The following is a 16,954-nucleotide window of genomic DNA, read 5'->3' on the forward strand; positions in this document are numbered from 1 at the left end:
ACCTTTATTCGTCGCGTCGTAAATCTGGCGGAATAGGCGGTTCGTATGGCCGCTCTGGACGCCGACCCTGACCTGCCTTGTATTGCTTGAGTTGATAGACATAGGCTAGTACTTGCGCTACGGCAATATAGAGTCCGGCCGGAATTTCTTTATCTATATCAGTCGAGTAATACACTGCTCGCGCTAGGGCTGGAGACTCCAGTGTGGTAACGGCGTGCTCTTGGGCAAGCTCCCTGATTTTCAATGCAACAAAGTCGCTTCCCTTGGCCACCAGGATCGGTGCTCCTCCGGTAGCCGAATCGTATTTTAGTGCGACTGCATAATGCGTCGGGTTAGTAATAATGACATCCGCCTGCGGCACAGCAGTCATCATGCGCCGCTGAGCCATTTCCCTCTGCATCTGCCGCATACGCCCTTTCACCTCGGGCTTACCTTCACTGTCCTTGTATTCATCCTTGATCTGCTGTTTGGTCATCATCAACTTTTTCTTGCTGCTGTACCATTGAAATGGCACGTCAACACCAGCAATGATGAAAAGCCCTAATGACACCATTAGCGCTGCGTGCCCTGCTACTTGTATGCTATGCACAATAGCGCTTCCCAAGGGCTCCTTGGCAATAGATAGCAAGGCATCACGCTCAGACAAGAGAACCAGTATTGCAATCGTCAATAAGAGTACGAACTTGATCAGCGCCTTGCTCAACTCCATCAGCGCATGCGTCGAAAACATTCGCTTGAGCCCCGATAGAGGATTCATACGACTGAACTTGGGCTGGAGGGATTTGCTGGAAAATAAAAATCCCCCTAGTGCTATAGGACCAATAACGGCAGCCAGCACGAGGACAACAAAAATAGGTATCATGCCAAGCATGGCCGTCTTGCCTGAAGCCAGCAGCAGAATCCCCATGCTTCGCTCATCGAGAACGGCCTCCCGGTTCAACGAAAAGCTTCCGCGCATAAGATCCAGCAGCGCATCCCCCAGTACTGATCCAAACGCCAAAAGCGCTATGAGTCCGCCCATCACAACTGTCAGCGTGCCCAGCTCTCGGGATCGGGGTAACTGCCCTTCCTCTCGCGCCTCACGCTTACGTTTATCGGTGGGTTCCTCTGTACGATCTTCACTGCTGGATTCGTCCGACATGGCGACCTCCTATTATCGCGCCCGCACCAGCTCGCGGAGCCATTGCAGTGCTTCAGTGACTAATGATTCGTAGTGCGAAAAAATATCAGCCGTCCCAATCCAGATAATGACCAGCCCCAACCCAACGGTTAGCGGCATACCGATGGAAAAAATGTTGAGCTGAGGCGCTGCACGGGTCATTACGCCAAAGGCAAGGTTAACAACCAGCAATGCTGTAACGGCAGGCAAAACCAGCAGCACCCCAGCCCCCAGTACCCAACTCAATTTGCCCGCCAAATCCCAGAAGTGATCAACCGAGAGTACCTGGCCAACTGGCAGGGTCGTAAAGCTTTCCGCCAATATCTCCATGACGATCAGATGCCCATTCATGGACAAGAACAAAAGCGTCACCAGCACATTGAAGAACTGCCCCAGCACCGGTACCGAAATACCATTAGCCGGATCAACCATCGAAGCGAAGCTAAGGCCCGCCTGGGTCGATAACAACTGTCCGGAAATCACAAACACATGAAAAAACAGCTGGAGGCTAAAGCCCATCAGCGCTCCAATCAGTATCTGCTCTGCAATTAATGGCATGGCCTGCACGCTAACCGCATCCACTTGCGGCATAGGAGGCAGCGTAGGCACCAGCAATGCAGTAAACGCTAGCGCCATATAAAGCTTTACGCGCGCGGGAACCATATTGGTTCCAATGATAGGCATTGTCATAAAGAGCGCAGCAACTCGGAACAGGGGCAGCAGGAATGTACCGACCCAGCCGCCGATCTGTGCATCACTGAGTTCCAGCATGACTCAACCAATCAACATAGGAACGTTGATGATTATGTTACGCATAAACTCCATTAATTGGCGCGTCAACCAGGGCCCTAGAACAATTAGTGTCAACAGCGTAACAATCAATCGGGGCAGAAAGCTTAAGGTTTGTTCGTTGATCTGGGTTGCCGCTTGAAACATCGAGACAATCAAGCCAACAACCAAACTCGGCACAATCAAGATGCCCACTAACAACGCGGTTAACCAGAGCGCTTGTCGAAACAGATCTACGGCGACTTCAGGCGTCATGGGCCATCTCCCTTATACGGTACCGAAACTGCTAGCCAGGGTGCCCATGATCAGGGACCACCCATCAACCAGCACGAAAAGCATCAGCTTGAAAGGTAGAGAGATAATCATTGGCGACAGCATCATCATGCCCATACCCATCAGCACGCTGGCGACCACAAGATCGATCACAAGGAAAGGAATAAAAATCATGAACCCGATCTGAAAAGCCGTTTTCAGTTCAGAGGTTACGAACGCTGGAACCACAATTGTCAATGGGGCCTGATCAGGTGAAGCGATGTCCGTACGCTTGGACAACCGCATAAACATATCAAGATCAGACTGCCGGGTCTGTGCAAGCATGAAGTCCTTGATCGGTCCCTCCGCCCGCGCAATTGCATCCTGCGCGGTCAACTGCTCATTCAGATAGGGTTGCAAGGCGTCATTATTGATGCGATCAAAAACCGGCGCCATGATGAACAGCGTGAGAAACAGTGCCAAACCAATCAACACTTGGTTTGACGGTGTTGTCTGAAGTCCCAAGGCCTGACGGAGAATAGCGAATACAATAATGATTCGCGTAAAGCTGGTCATCAACATGACGAACGCTGGAATGAAACTCAGCGCTGTCATGATCAGCAAGATCTGCAGGCTGACGGAATATTCCTGCTGACCGTTAGCGTTTGTATTGAGTGTAATGGCGGAAATAGATAGCGGATTATTATTAGCCGCGCTTTCCTGACCAAAGGCCAAGGGTGCTGCAAGCGCGAGCAGCACGAGCAGGCAGTTACAAAGCAAACGAAGATTAGGTTTTAACAACGTTGTAAACACACCGGTTGTAACAGTCAGCACCAGTTCATTCTCCGCACCAGTAGCGCGAAAGGCTTCAATGTCATGATTTATCCTTAGGATCACGACTGATCAGCTCGAAAAGCCGTTGAGCAAACTCAGGCGAAGCCGGCTGTTCGTCAGCCAAACGAACCGGCTCTTTCATCACATGCAAAGGCGTAATACGCCCGGCAGTAAGCCCTACAAGCACTTGCTCTTGCCCTACCTGCACCAGCACTAATCTCTCCCGCGGGCCTAAATGCTGAGTCGCTACCAATTTGATAGTGTTATTACCGCGTGGTCCCACTTGCTGCACACGGCGGATAAGCCAGGCAAGGCCGAAGATAAGGCCGACGATCAACAGAAGACCCAGCACCAGTTGAGTCAACTGAGACCCTGTATTGGTAGCCGGAGCAACCGTCTCGGCCGCCTGAGCAGCAAGCGGCAAGGTAGTCAGTAGAGCTATGAGCATTCGCATAAGGTCAGCGTAGTTTCTTGATACGTTCACTGGGGCTGATGACATCGGTCAGCCGGATACCGAACTTCTCGTTAACCACCACCACTTCACCGTGAGCAATCAATGTACCGTTGACCAGAACATCGAGTGGCTCGCCTGCCAAGCGATCAAGCTCGATAACCGAGCCCTGATTCAGTTGTAGCAGGTTCCGAATGGAAATGTCGGTATGACCAACCTCCATCGAGATCATTACCGGGATGTCCAGAATCACATCCAGGTTCGGACCTTCCATACCCGTGATTTGCTGATTGTTACCCTGGGCTCCAGCAAACTCTTCTACAGGCGCACGGGCCGCAGGACTAGCACCCTGAGCCATCATCGCATCGATTTCATCCTGATTGGATTCGCCCGCCTCTGCCATCGCAGCGGCCCACTCATCAGCCAGAGCCTGTTCTTCGCTGTTGGTGTTTTGATCTGCCATCTTAACCTCAATCCAAAACGGTGAGCCTACGGCTCGAAAGAAATAAAAGCTTTCAGTCAAAATCGCATCAGCGAGAGCTCTTGACCGGTTCGATGATTTGCAAAGCCAGGTTACCTTTACGAGCGCCCATCTTGACCCTGAAAGTCGGCATACCATTAGCGCGCATTAGCATTTCTTCCGGCATTTCGACCGGAATTACATCGCCAGGCTGCATATGCAGAATGTCACGCAGTCTGAGCTGACGACGCACCACTGTCGCCTCCAGCGGTACACGGATATCCAACAGATCTTCGCGCATGGCCTTGACCCAGCGCTCATCCTGATCATCTACATCTGACTGAAAGCCAGCATCCAGCATTTCGCGGATTGGCTCAATCATGGAGTACGGCATGGCAATATGTAGCTCACCGCCACCGCCATCGAGCTCAATGCTGAACGAGCTAACCACTACCACTTCATTCGGGCTGACGATATTCGCCATAGCCGGATTGACTTCAGAGTTAATGTACTCGAACTGGCACGCCAGCATTGCGCCCCAAGCTTCCTTGAGGTCAACGAAGCACTGATCAAGCACCATGCGCACTACACGCAGCTCGGTCGGCGTAAACTCACGGCCCTCGATCTTGGCATGACGACCATCACCACCAAAGAAGTTATCCACCAGCTTGAAGACCAGCTTGGCATCCAGAATGAACAACGCCGTACCACGCAACGGCTTGATCTTTACCATGTTCAAGCTAGTCGGAACGTACAACGAGCGAACGTACTCGCCAAACTTCAGGACTTGTACACCCCCTACGGAAACGTCTGCCGAGCGACGCAACAAGTTGAACATACTAACGCGGGTATAACGAGCGAAGCGCTCGTTGATCATCTCCAGCGTTGGCATACGCCCACGAACGATGCGGTCCTGGCTTGTGAGGTCATATCCCCTGACCGAGCCTGTAGGTGCTATAGGATCCGTTTCTACAAGACCATCATCGACTCCATGTAGAAGTGCATCGATTTCATCCTGAGACAGTAAATCTTGTACAGACATGGCAATCCCTATTGCAGGACGAAGTTAGTGAACAAAACCTGCTCGACTGTAGGTTGACCCACCTGCTTCTGAGCAAGCTCCTGAATCTTGGACGTTGCCTGCTGACGCAACAGCTCTTTACCAACTGGCGTCAACAAGGCGTCATAATTTTGTGCCGAAAGCAGCATGACCAGCTGGTTACGCACTTGGGGCAAATGCGCCTTGAGCTCGTCCATCTTTGCCTGATCGCGCCCCATTAATGCTACGCCAACCTGCATATAACGCTGCCTACCGTTCACATTGAAGTTGACCACAAAAGACGGCGTTAATTTTTCATAGATAGCAGGTAACCGGACAGGAGTGGTCGGCTCTGCCTTTGCGGCTTCGGCATCATGAGCCTTCTTGTTCATGATGAACCATGTTGCTCCGACCGAAGCACCTATCGTTAATAGCAGCGCGACTACGACAATGATGATGAGCTTAAGCTTGCTTTTGCCAGCAGGTTTGGCGCCGTCATCAGCCGTTTGTTCTTTCTTGGCCATGCTTATATCCGTACTTGAGTGAACCGCTTACAGCCCTAGCAAAAGAGAGGGATAACAGCAGTCTTGTTGATACATTCATCTTTAGCCAGTCGCTTAAAGCCTGGCCTTCAGATTTGCCCTTGGTGAGACAAGCCTCATTACCTGTGAAAACCTTAGCGATCAGGCATAGAAGTCCACGACACCGTCATTTCTTTTTATCGCATGCGCTACCGTCTCACTTGAGGCTGCAGCTACTTCGTCGTTTGCACGATCCTCGTTACCCGATTTGGCATCTGAAGAGCGCCGCCCGCCCGTTCCCGTGTCCTGCTGCGCGGTTTGCCAGTCACGATGCGTCGACTGGTCAGAAACGTTTACATCAAGCGTCATACCCTGCTGCAGAAACATGTCCCGCAAACGCTGAGACTGGCTATCGAGCGCATCACGAACATCAGCATGCGGACTCGCAAAAGTAACCTGTGCCTGATCACTGGTCATGTCGATACGGACCTCCAGGCGACCCAACCCTGCCGGCTCGAGGCGAATATCTGCACTTTTAAGGTTTTGGCTCGACATCCACATGACTCGATCAATAACACCCTCGTGCCAATCGGACTGATTCATTGCCAACGGCTGGCCAGGCACTGTAGGTGCAACGGGCCGAGCAGTCTGAACGGGTGTTCCCATTGCCTGGGACAAGCTATTCAACTTGTCTGCAAAGGATTCATCGCGCCCACCAGATAATGCCCTGTCGTCAACATCCTTTAAGCCCTGCAGCACTTCTAGAGAGGCTTCGCCCTCAGCAGGTTGGTCTCCAGCTGCCGCTGCCAACAGAGAGTTCATCATCTCAGTCTGTTTGGTTACGCCTTGATTTGTACCTGCACTGGCTTGTCCAGCATTAGACGTTGTGTCGGTAGTTTGCGGCAGCTTACCGCCAGCCTGGGCCAGCAGTTGGCCAGCAACCTCATCCGAAGGCGTTGTCTGGCTGCTCAAAGTATCAGTTTCAGAAGCTGCATCCAGCCCTTGCAAAAGTGCTGGCTCATCACCTGCCATTAACGTCGACGTCAAAGAGCTGACGGCATTGGGAACAGGCACAGGGGCTATCTCAGCAGGTAGAGCCCCTGTCATTCCGAGTAGCAATAGCGGATCCAGCTGAACCTCGGGCACAGGGGATACATTCTCTTCCGCTATCGGCAAAGCTTTGCCGTAATCGGCAGACTGGGTGTCACCCTTCTGCTTCACCTCTGAAGAGGCAGATTCGCCAGCCTTGCTGTCATCAACCCTGCTGTCTTTAGGCGATGCAGATGACTCACGTCTTACAGATTTAGTGTCCGTGTCACGCGTACGTGTTTCGTTGCGAGCAGGTTGTTGCTCCTTGGCATAGACATCGGAAAAACGCGGGGTATCACTGCGAATTGACTCAGCAGGCTTTGACGGCGCTTTAAATGCCGATTTGGCCGAGCTGATGTCAGGCGTCGACGACAAGGTGAAGTCAGAGGCGACAGCCATAAAATTGCTCCAGTTAAGGTATCTAGAGCTAGAGAAGCAAACGCTGGGCCAGCTTTGAGGAAAGCTTTAAAATTATGTATACCGTTGCCGTTCCGATTTAAACAGAATGCGCACAATGGCAAACTCACGCTGGATGCTTTCGATTTTTTCATCGATTATGGCCAGAGGAGCATTCCGGCGAGCAGCCTCCTCTAAATCCCGACAAAGATTTGTCAGAATTATAGCGCCCATATTGCTAGAGCTTCCCTTGAAGCTATGCGCTACATGCCGAAGCTGTACCAAGTCTTGTGCCCCACAGGCGTTCCTCAGCGCACGAATGCGCTCCTCGGAGTCAGAAATATAGGTATCGAGCAAGTTACCGTACTCATCTTCCATGATTTCCTGTAAAGCAACGAGGGTATCGGTATCTAAATGTGGCAATGACATGCTAGGACTCACTCATCAGGCCAAAGATGCCAGACGAAATGGTGAAGTAACGTGAGGGAAAAGCGTAAGCGCAGCGTTGCACAAAGCTTCCACATTAAACCCTCCGTTAATAGTTAAGACTGGTAAATGCTTTGAGAGATGATTCTGACAAAGCTGGCACTCTAATGGCACCCCTAATCCAGAATAAATTGCTCCAAGGCGAGTCCGGTAAGCTTTTATGCTGCTGTAATTAAGCTTGTAGACATCATAATGACCAATCTTTTACCAGACTTGAAAGGATAACCATAAGCCTGGCGTCAAAAATCCAGCAACTTGTAATCCTTATCTTTCACTTACTGCAAAAATTGACTTGCTGACTTTTATATGGCGGCATTTGAAGCAGATGATGACGATAAAAAAGGCCAGCAAATAGACTGGCCTTGAGATCACTGCATACGGACCCGCTGCAAAATTCGCTGAGAGAACTCATCCATCTGCTTCTGCTCTCGCTTGTCTTCCACGAGCCGCTGCTCCTGACGGTACTTTTCAACCAGCTTCTTCAAGCCTTCCAGTCGAGCATAGCGCTGCTGCCAGGACTGGCGCGCCTTGTCCACAACATCGCGATGCCAATGCGTGCTTCGCTCCTGTTGAGCAATAGCATCCTCAAGCTGGCTGAGAAAGCGCTGATAACCAATCATCCACTGGCCTGAAACACCTTGGCTTCCGGCATTGAGCCACTGCTTGTGATAGTCATCCCGATAACGCTGTAGATCGGCGAGCTTCTGCTCGGCTTGCATCAACTGCGTCTGGCACTTGCCTAATTGACGAGCGGCATCCCGCTCCTCTTGCTCACTCATGTCTACTACTGGAGACAACCGTTCAGCACGACCTTTCATGATTCATCAGCTCTCCAGCAATACGCCTAGATTTTGCCCGCTCTGCTCAAGCGACTCGCTTTCATTCAGACCCTGCCGCAAATACTGCTGCATGGACGGGTAGCGCTTGATTGCCTGGTCAGTTTCAGGGTCACCACCGGGCACATAAGCCCCTACACTGATCAAGTCACGGCTTTGCTGGAAGCGAGACCACAACTGCTTCATACGCTGAGCATTACGCAAATGCTCAGGGCTTACGACTTGCGGCATTACCCGGCTGATCGACGCTTCAATATCGATGGCTGGATAATGACCCTCTTCCGCTAAACGCCGGGATAAAACGAAGTGACCATCCAGCACACCTCGCGCCGCATCGGCAATAGGATCCTGCTGGTCGTCACCCTCAGACAATACAGTGTAGAACGCTGTGATTGAACCACCACCTTTTTCAGCATTACCGGCGCGTTCCACAAGACTAGGTAGCTTGGCAAACACAGACGGCGGATAACCTTTTGTTGCAGGCGGTTCGCCAATAGCCAGTGCGATTTCACGCTGAGCCTGTGCATAGCGGGTCAGGGAATCCATTAGCAGCAGAACGTTTTTGCCTTTGTCACGGAAGTACTCAGCAATACGAGTGCAGTACATGGCGGCACGCAGACGCAGTAATGGCGCATCATCCGCAGGCGAGGCGACAACGACGGAGCGTTTGATACCCTCCTCTCCCAGGATGTGCTCGATAAACTCCTTAACTTCACGACCCCGCTCACCAATCAGCCCGACCACGATGATGTCCGCCTTGGTAAAGCGGGTCATCATGCCGAGCAGCACGCTCTTACCTACGCCAGTACCCGCAAATAGACCCAAACGCTGGCCGCGGCCGACCGTCAATAAACCATTGATGCTACGTACACCAACATCGAGGGGCTCATGAATAGGTTCGCGATTGAGTGGGTTGATGGTTGGGCCGTCGATTGGTACCCAATCCTCAGCCCTCATCCTTCCTTTACCATCCAGTGCATTGCCCAATCCATCAAGAACGCGACCTAGCATCGACATGCCCATCGGCAAACGTCCGGTATCAGGCAGGGGAACAACACGCGCTCCGGGTGCAATGCCAGCCAAACTACCAATCGGCATTAAAAATGTTCGATCTCCTGAGAATCCCATCACCTCAGCTTCTACCTGAGCATGCTGGTAAGTGCCGCCATTGATGACTCGGCAACGGCTACCTACGGCAGCACGTAAACCCTCGGCCTCAAGCGTCAGACCTACCATTCGCAACAGGCGTCCCTCAATCACGGGTTCACCCGGCAGGCTTACCGCGTCAATATAACCACCCAGGCGACGTTGAAAACTCAGTCGATCAAGATGCATCAGCAGCATCCTCCAGCGAGATATGCAGATCAGGGTCAGCAGGTTGTGTAGCTTGGTGGCGTTGCTGTTCCATAATTTGAGTCAGCGCTTGGGCCAGTCGCGTTTCAATGCTGGCGTCGATCACACTGTGCTCGCTTTCGATCCGGCAACCGCCCGGCAAAAGATTTTCGTCCTCCAACAGCTTCCAACGCTCGTCATGTCGATCACGCAGGGCTTTTACTAGATCGAAATCCTGCGGGTTGAGATGAATACGAATATTCTCAGCGCCCATAGGCAGAAGCTTCAACGCCTCCCGCAAAATCCTTTGTAGCTGCGTAGAGTCGTCCTTCAGTTCACGTTGGATGACCTGCTTGGTGACGTGCTCCACAAGACGAACCAGAGCCTGCTCCAGCTCGCGGTCTTGCTGAGCGATAGGTTCAAGAAGCTGCTCCATGAGGATTTCCAGGCTACGCAGCTTGGCTGTCAACACTACCTCAGCCTCTTGTCGGGCCTTCATTTGCCCAGAGTGGAAGCCGTCACGTTCACCCGTTACAAAACCTTCGTTATAGGCTTCCTGGCGGATAGCCTCCACTTCCTCGAGCGTCAACGGCTTGACTTCCTCTACCGGAACGTCCTCAACCGTGACAGTCTCTTCGTCAGCTGCCTCAGGCTCAGGCTCAGGATCAATAGCTACGTCTTCGACAGGGTTACTGTCTAGATCAGGCAGAAGCCATCGCTCGAAGATACTGACTTCCTTCGCGCGAATCAGATCGCTGACATCCTCTTTGTTCATGACCCACCTGACAGAAAAGCTACGGTATACCAAGTAGGTAGCAAGGCTTGGGCCAACTTAGAATAAAAAAGCCCGATCACTGCCAGAGGGCAGTGATCGGGCTTAGAGCTATTGCAAAGGCTTACACCATTTCTTCGCCGCCCTTGGCACCTAGAACGATTTCGCCAGCCTCAGCCATACGACGAGCCACTGCGATAACCTCTTTCTGAGCCCCTTCCACTTCAGAGATACGAACAGGTCCACGAGACTCTAGATCATCACGCAGCAACTCACCTGCACGCTTAGACATATTGCGGAAGAATTTTTCCTTGATCCCTTCATCTGCACCCTTAAGCGCTAGAACCAGGATATCGGACGACACCTCACGCAGCAGTGCCTGGATACCACGGTCGTCCACATCAACCAAGTTACCAAAGACGAACATAAGATCTTCGATCTGGGCAGACAGTGCATCGTCCACGCTGCGGATCGCATCCATAAGAGGAGCTTCGACCGCGCTGTCCAGATAGTTCATGATATCGGCAGCACGCTTCACACCTCCCAGCGTAGTACGAGCCGAGCTGGCGCTACCAGAGAATTGTTTCTCCAGAATCATGTTCAACTCTTTCAAGGCTGCTGGCTGGACCGTATTCAGCGAGGACACTCGCAGAATGATGTCCAACCGAATCTTCTGATCGAAATGCGCCAGAACTTCGGCAGCCTGATCTGCATCCAGGTAAGCCACTACAATCGCCTGAATCTGCGGATGCTCGTAGCGGATGACATCCGCTACAGCACGAGGTTCCATCCATTTAAGACTATCCAGACCGCTCGTATTGCCACCTAGCAGGATTCGATCGATCAGGCCATTCGCCTTATCCTCACCCAGTGCCTGAGTCAGCATCTTGCGAATATACCCGTCGGTACCTACACCTAGGCTGGTCTGCTCACCCACTACTTCGATAAAGTTACCTAGTACATGTTCGGCTTGGTCCCGGCTGATGTTACGCACTTGAGCCATCGCAGTACCGACACGCTGTACTTCTTTCGGGCCCAGGTGGCGCAGGATCTGGGCAGCGTCTGCCTCTCCCAGGGAGAGCAACAGGACAGCTGCTTTATCTACATTGCTCATGCTGTTGAATTCACTCGTCGGCATTGATCCAGTCCCTCACAACTTGGGCTACCAGGCCCGGGTCTTCGGTCACCAATTGCTTGATGGCGTTGAGTTGTACTTCGTAGTTTTCGCTCGGTCCAGGCAGCATCAGCGCTGAAGGACTTGCCAGACTTACCTTGTCATCGGCCAAATCACCACCACCCAGGCCACCCGCTCCACTGCCTGCCAGATCTCCAGCAGTACCGCCTATACCATCAGCCGGCACCAGGTCCTTGCTCTTGTTAGTACCTGCCAGGTTGTTAAGAACCGGACGCAAGACACCAAATACCAAGACCAGGATAAACAGCACACCCAGACCTTGCTTAACGACATCCCAGAACCAAGGCTGCGAGTAGAAGGGAACGCTCTCCACATCATCAGCAGCGATCGGGGCAAAGGGCGCATTGATTACGCTAACACTGTCACCACGACTTGCATCAAAACCTACCGCGTCTTGTACCAGGCGAGTAAAGCGAGCCAGGTCATCGGCACTCCAAGGGGTACGATTTACTTGCCCCGTTGCCGCATCCAACTTCACCTGATCATCCAGTACTACCGCTACAGAGAGTCGACGTACTCGGCCTTGCTGTTGGCGGGTGTAGCTGATACTGCGATCCAACTCATAATTACGTGTGCTTTGGTCACGCTTGTCTGTCGGGTAAGGCACTGTCGCTGGCAAGCCGGTCTTCGGATCATTGATGAACTGATCATTAGGGTCACGAATCGGCTGACCTGGCGCCGTAAAGTTAGCACCCGCTGCTGCCGTTGCATTCTCAGGTGCAGTTGCTGGTCCAGGTGGCTGATTGGACAGAGCACCCGGTACCCCCTGCGGCCCACCGCCAGCCGTTTGACGCTGTTCGGTATTGACCTGCTCGCTACGGAGCGCAGGCTGATCAGGGTTGAATTGCTCAGATGTTGATTCAACCGAGTTAAAATCTACATCTGCCGATACTTCTGCCTTAAAGCGACCGTTACCTACAATCGGTTGCATCATGTTTTGCACACGTTGAGTCAGTGTGCTCTCGATGCGATTCGTATAATCCAGCTGCTTACCTGCAACACTGAATTCAGACTGGTTTAGCTGATCAGACAGAAGCTGCCCTTTCTGATCAACCACTGTTACCTGAGACTTCGTTAACTCGGGAACACTTGTGGCTACAAGATTAACGATTGCCATTACTTGTCCAGTCTCTAAGGTACGACCGGGATAAAGATCAACCAAGACCGAGGCTGTCGGCTTACGCTCATCCCGTACAAAGACAGAGCCTTTTGGAATCGCCAAGTGAACACGTGCACTTTTGATGCCATTCAAACTAGCAATGGTACGGGACAACTCACCTTCAAGACCGCGACGGTAATTTGCCGCCTCCATGAACTGGCTGGTCCCTAGTGGCTGCTCTTTATCCAGCAGCTCAAAACCAACGATACCATCAGTAGGCGCTACGCCAGCGCTAGCCATCTTTAGTCGGGCACGACCTAGATCGTCAGCCTTTACCAACAAGGCTCCCGTATTAGGATCAACCTTGTAAGTGATATCAGCTGAAGTCAGCGCTTCGACTACTTGGTTGGCATCCAAGCCAGACATGCTGCCGTACAAGGGGCGGTAATCAGGCTGTTGTGACCACAGCACAACTGCGAACCCCAAGGCGACGCTGGCAGCCAAGCCAACCATAAGGCCGACTTGACGCAAAATTGGCATTTCAGACAGGTTGTCTAAAAACCCTAGGCCCGGAAAAGACTTCTTGGATGCGCCAGAGGCATCTACCTTAGCGGGAACCTGATTATTGAGGGCGGTGTCGGCCATTCAATCTATCCTCAGATAGGCATCTGCATAATGTCTTGGTAGGCCTGAACCATCTTGTTACGGACTTGGGTCATGGCCTGGAAGGAAACGCTTGCTTTCTGCGAGGCGATCATGACTTCCGTCAGATCAACTCCACCTTGGCCAAGCTCAAATGCTTTGGCCATATCATTGGAAACCTTTTGCGTCTCATTGACTTTACGGACAGCCTGTCCAAGTAAATCCGGAAAGCTAGGCACGCCTGCAGCAGCCTCGACACCGACAGGGCTAGCCATTGGCTTTCGTGCCATAGCTTCTGTCTGCATGGAGCGCATCTCCAGCATTAAACGATTGAACTCAACACCTTGAACCATTTCACCCTCCAACCAGCGCAGATTTTTGACGCCGCGCTTTTGCTATACTTTGATATTGCAATGGCGATGCCAAGTTTGATTCGTCAGCCAAACTCACCTAGCCAACCGGCTTGACGCCAGGTTCCAATCACTATCAAGGTCAGAGCAATTAACAGGCCAGAAAGGTAAATATTTAATCGGAACAGCCCTGCTTCGATTAAACCAAGGTGGGTGGATAGAAAGAAATACAGGATAGTGCCTTAGTAGAAGGCACCATCAGCAGACACTGGCGAGGCAGTACTTAGAAACGCCAAAAGATTAGCGAAGCTAAGTACTTGTAAATAAGTGAAGGTACTAGCTTTGCTTCGTCAATCGATTGTCAGAACTTGGGCATTCTTTTCAAGAATTGCAGGACCAATACCTTTTACCTCTATCAATTCGTCAATCGCCTGAAATGGCCCATGTTCACTGCGATATTCGACAATAGCTTTTGCTTTGGCAGCACCAATACCCTTAAGTCGTTTATCCAGCGTTGCGGCATCTGCCGTATTGATATTTACCTTGCCAGAAAACGCAGTTTCAGAGGATCTAGAAACTCTTGAAGGAGCGTCTATTACCGGAATGCGTTTAGGTAGCTGGTAATGCAGGGGGTCACCGTACGTTTCTGCGTGAGCAGACGACGCGATCATAAAGAGAGTAAAACAGGCAAAAATACGGGATAGCAGAAGTTTGCGCATAAGCAGATGTCCTTTTCCAAGCGCATGATCGAATTTTAATGCACCAGAGCTTGAGCCTGAATCCCTAGCCTCGCTCTAGATGCATAATGCTACCAACTACTCATGTCTTATCGAAAAGACTACGACTGGTAGCACTACACCGTCACTGTTAAGCAGTCACCTGACTGGAGTTTTCATTAGAATGCACAGCCTTTGCACCCATTAGCGCATCAAGGGAGTTCTGAACTCCTGCTTGCCAGTTGCTTGGGTCAATTCCAAAGCGACTTTTCAGTAATGTACTGTCTAGCACCGAATAAGAAGGACGACGTGCAGGTGTCGGAAAATCTGCTGTCGTAATCCCATTTACTCTAGGAAGCTTGCTGATAAATCCTCTATCCAACGCAACCTCGAGAATATACCGTGCAAACCCACACCACGTGACGGGATTGTTACCTCCGAAATGGTAAAGACCGAATAAATCAGAGTCGTCAGCAGCACCAACCTGATGAGCTATAGATAGCAACGCATCAGCGATGTGACCTGCATAGGTTGGAGTCCCTTGCTGATCATCTACGACTTGCAACTTATCTCGTTCTGATGCCAGACGAAGCATGGTCTTCATAAAATTATTACCATGCTCGCTAAATACCCAAGCCGTTCTTATGATGACATGGTTTGGACAAGCGTCCTGAATACGATATTCACCTTCCAATTTCGTCGCTCCGTAAACACCAGACGGCCCTACAGGATCATCAGGTGTATAAGGAACAGAAGCGTCGCCTGAAAATACATAATCGGTAGAAATATGTAATATCGAACAACCATGCTCCTGACAAAGCTTGGCTAACGTAGCAGGGCCTTTAATATTGGCTCGAGCTGCTACATCAGGTTCCATTTCAGCCTTATCTACTGAGGTATAAGCTGCAGCGTTTATCAGCACAGATGGCTTGAAACGCTGCAGGTGCTCGGCCACAGAGCGCTCGTCCGCAATATCCAACGTGGCACGACCGTGCGCCTCCCACGCCAAGTCACTGCGCTTCAAGCGATCAATCAGGCATTTTCCAACCTGACCATTTCCCCCTGCGACCATAACTCTCATTTATACAGCTCCACTAGGCGTAGACCCTGAGCATCTTTGGCTGACAACTGAGGATCTGACATCTTCCAGTCAATGCCAAGATCAGGATCATTCCAGATCAGGCATCCTTCATCGGAAGGATCATAATAATCAGTGCACTTGTATTCAAAATCCGCCGTCTCAGAAAGAACAACGAAGCCATGAGCAAGTCCTGGCGGAACCCAAAGCTGCCGCTTGTTATCTTCAGAGAGAATCTCAGCAACCCAACGACCGAAAGTGGGCGAGTCTTGACGAATATCAACTGCTACGTCCAGCACTTCACCCTTCACGCAGCGAACAAGCTTGCCTTGAGGCCGACTGCGCTGAAAATGCAATCCGCGCAGAACACCTCGTGTTGAACGGGAATGGTTGTCTTGCACAAAAGGCAACGTTATGCCGGCTTGCTCGGCATAACGATCAGCTTGAAACGTTTCGAGAAAGAATCCCCGCGAGTCCCCAAAGACTCGCGGCTGAATGATCTTTACGTCCGCAATGATCGTATCGATCACTTCCATTATTGGTCTCCTGCAATCAAGCGTGCCAGATATTGGCCGTAACCCGTTTTGCTTAGAGACTCAGCCTGCAATGCAACCTGGTCGCGAGTAACCCAACCCTTTTGAAAGGCAATCTCTTCAAGGCAGGCGACCTTGAGACCCTGACGCTTTTCAATAGTCTGAACAAAATGGCCCGCTTCAAGCAATGCATCATGAGTGCCAGTATCAAGCCAGGCAAACCCACGCCCGAGAACAGAAACATTCAGATCGCCACGACGCAAATACTCATTATTGACGTCGGTAATTTCCAACTCGCCGCGAGGTGACGGCTTAATATTGGCCGCAATTTCAACTACATCGTTGTCGTAAAAGTACAGGCCTGTTACCGCATAATTAGACTTCGGCTTTTTGGGCTTCTCTTCGATACTGATGGCTTTGCCATTTTCATCAAACTCAACAACACCAAAACGCTCTGGGTCAGCCGTGTAATAACCAAAAACAGTTGCGCCCTTTTCACGAGTCGTAGCGTTTACCAGTGTTTGAGTAAAGCTTTGGCCGTAAAAAATATTATCGCCGAGGACCAGGCAAACATTATCGTCACCAATAAAGTCAGCCCCAATGATGAAGGCCTGAGCTAACCCATCAGGACTCGGTTGCACGGCATAACTCAGCTTGATACCAAACTGACTACCATCGCCAAGCATACGCTGAAAGCCAGGTAGGTCTGTTGGCGTGGAAATAATCAAAACTTCTTGAATGCCTGCCAGCATCAGTACTGACAGAGGGTAGTAAATCATCGGCTTGTCATAGACAGGCAATGACTGCTTAGAAACACCTAGTGTAATCGGATGCAAACGAGTTCCCGAACCGCCCGCCAGCAATATTCCCTTGTACTTTTTCATTACGCGTCCTTCTCAGTCGATATAGGCTTAAGGATATAAAT

At 51.2% G+C, this 16,954-nt stretch carries 20 protein-coding genes; all 20 read right to left on the minus strand.

Annotation, left to right across the window (positions count from 1 at the left end):
- Positions 1–4: 4 nt before the first annotated feature.
- Positions 5–1,141: a flagellar biosynthesis protein FlhB gene (gene flhB / locus IEX86_RS06385; RefSeq protein ID WP_188865276.1), complete on the minus strand. Its 1,137-nt coding sequence runs from the start codon at positions 1,139–1,141 to the stop codon at positions 5–7.
- A gap of 12 nt (positions 1,142–1,153) precedes the next feature.
- Positions 1,154–1,930, minus strand: a complete 777-nt coding sequence (gene fliR / locus IEX86_RS06390; RefSeq protein WP_188865277.1) for a flagellar biosynthetic protein FliR — start codon at positions 1,928–1,930, stop codon at positions 1,154–1,156.
- 3 nt (positions 1,931–1,933) lie between these two features.
- Positions 1,934–2,203 (minus strand): flagellar biosynthesis protein FliQ, encoded by a 270-nt coding sequence (fliQ, locus tag IEX86_RS06395; protein WP_188865278.1) that lies wholly within the window; start codon positions 2,201–2,203, stop codon positions 1,934–1,936.
- A gap of 12 nt (positions 2,204–2,215) precedes the next feature.
- Entirely contained in the window at positions 2,216–3,001 is a 786-nt protein-coding gene (gene fliP / locus IEX86_RS06400) for a flagellar type III secretion system pore protein FliP (protein WP_373290405.1), read from the minus strand.
- Between the two features lie 73 nt (positions 3,002–3,074).
- A complete protein-coding gene (gene fliO / locus IEX86_RS06405) occupies positions 3,075–3,488 on the minus strand; it encodes a flagellar biosynthetic protein FliO (RefSeq protein WP_188865279.1) in 414 nt (137 codons plus the stop codon).
- Positions 3,489–3,492: 4 nt separating this feature from the next.
- The gene (fliN, locus tag IEX86_RS06410) at positions 3,493–3,948 is read right to left on the minus strand and encodes a flagellar motor switch protein FliN (protein WP_188865280.1); all 456 of its coding nucleotides are present in this window, start codon (positions 3,946–3,948) and stop codon (positions 3,493–3,495) included.
- A 67-nt stretch (positions 3,949–4,015) separates the two neighbouring features.
- On the minus strand, positions 4,016–4,987 hold the full coding sequence (fliM, locus tag IEX86_RS06415; protein WP_188865281.1) for a flagellar motor switch protein FliM: 972 nt from the start codon (positions 4,985–4,987) through the stop codon (positions 4,016–4,018).
- Between the two features lie 8 nt (positions 4,988–4,995).
- Entirely contained in the window at positions 4,996–5,508 is a 513-nt protein-coding gene (gene fliL / locus IEX86_RS06420) for a flagellar basal body-associated protein FliL (protein ID WP_188865282.1), read from the minus strand.
- 159 nt (positions 5,509–5,667) lie between these two features.
- Positions 5,668–6,993 carry a flagellar hook-length control protein FliK gene (locus tag IEX86_RS06425; RefSeq protein ID WP_188865283.1) on the minus strand — a complete coding sequence of 442 codons (1,326 nt, stop codon included), beginning with the start codon at positions 6,991–6,993 and terminating at the stop codon, positions 5,668–5,670.
- Positions 6,994–7,065: 72 nt separating this feature from the next.
- A complete protein-coding gene (locus IEX86_RS06430) occupies positions 7,066–7,419 on the minus strand; it encodes an Hpt domain-containing protein (RefSeq protein WP_188865284.1) in 354 nt (117 codons plus the stop codon).
- A gap of 425 nt (positions 7,420–7,844) precedes the next feature.
- Positions 7,845–8,294: a flagellar export protein FliJ gene (gene fliJ, locus IEX86_RS06435; protein ID WP_188865285.1), complete on the minus strand. Its 450-nt coding sequence runs from the start codon at positions 8,292–8,294 to the stop codon at positions 7,845–7,847.
- A 6-nt stretch (positions 8,295–8,300) separates the two neighbouring features.
- Positions 8,301–9,647, minus strand: a complete 1,347-nt coding sequence (gene fliI / locus IEX86_RS06440) for a flagellar protein export ATPase FliI (protein WP_188865286.1) — start codon at positions 9,645–9,647, stop codon at positions 8,301–8,303.
- Positions 9,637–10,419, minus strand: a complete 783-nt coding sequence (gene fliH, locus IEX86_RS06445) for a flagellar assembly protein FliH (RefSeq protein ID WP_188865287.1) — start codon at positions 10,417–10,419, stop codon at positions 9,637–9,639. Before fliH ends, fliI begins: the two co-directional genes overlap by 11 nt.
- A 121-nt stretch (positions 10,420–10,540) precedes the next feature.
- A complete protein-coding gene (gene fliG / locus IEX86_RS06450) occupies positions 10,541–11,554 on the minus strand; it encodes a flagellar motor switch protein FliG (protein WP_188865288.1) in 1,014 nt (337 codons plus the stop codon).
- Positions 11,541–13,355, minus strand: coding sequence for a flagellar basal-body MS-ring/collar protein FliF (gene fliF, locus IEX86_RS06455; RefSeq protein ID WP_188865289.1), 1,815 nt, complete (start codon positions 13,353–13,355; stop codon positions 11,541–11,543). Before fliF ends, fliG begins: the two co-directional genes overlap by 14 nt.
- A gap of 11 nt (positions 13,356–13,366) precedes the next feature.
- Complete coding sequence (fliE, locus tag IEX86_RS06460; RefSeq protein ID WP_188865290.1) at positions 13,367–13,705, minus strand: flagellar hook-basal body complex protein FliE; 339 nt, start codon at positions 13,703–13,705, stop codon at positions 13,367–13,369.
- Between the two features lie 347 nt (positions 13,706–14,052).
- Complete coding sequence (locus IEX86_RS06465) at positions 14,053–14,421, minus strand: ComEA family DNA-binding protein (RefSeq protein WP_188865291.1); 369 nt, start codon at positions 14,419–14,421, stop codon at positions 14,053–14,055.
- Between the two features lie 148 nt (positions 14,422–14,569).
- Complete coding sequence (gene rfbD / locus IEX86_RS06470; RefSeq protein ID WP_188865292.1) at positions 14,570–15,499, minus strand: dTDP-4-dehydrorhamnose reductase; 930 nt, start codon at positions 15,497–15,499, stop codon at positions 14,570–14,572.
- Entirely contained in the window at positions 15,496–16,032 is a 537-nt protein-coding gene (gene rfbC / locus IEX86_RS06475; RefSeq protein WP_188865293.1) for a dTDP-4-dehydrorhamnose 3,5-epimerase, read from the minus strand. Before rfbC ends, rfbD begins: the two co-directional genes overlap by 4 nt.
- Positions 16,032–16,913, minus strand: a complete 882-nt coding sequence (gene rfbA, locus IEX86_RS06480; protein ID WP_188865294.1) for a glucose-1-phosphate thymidylyltransferase RfbA — start codon at positions 16,911–16,913, stop codon at positions 16,032–16,034. The genes rfbC and rfbA overlap by 1 nt, the downstream gene beginning before the upstream one ends.
- Positions 16,914–16,954: the final 41 nt, after the last annotated feature.

Source organism: Pseudomonas asuensis, from assembly GCF_014646755.1.
GTDB classification, from domain to species: Bacteria; Pseudomonadota; Gammaproteobacteria; order Pseudomonadales; family Pseudomonadaceae; genus Chryseomonas; species Chryseomonas asuensis.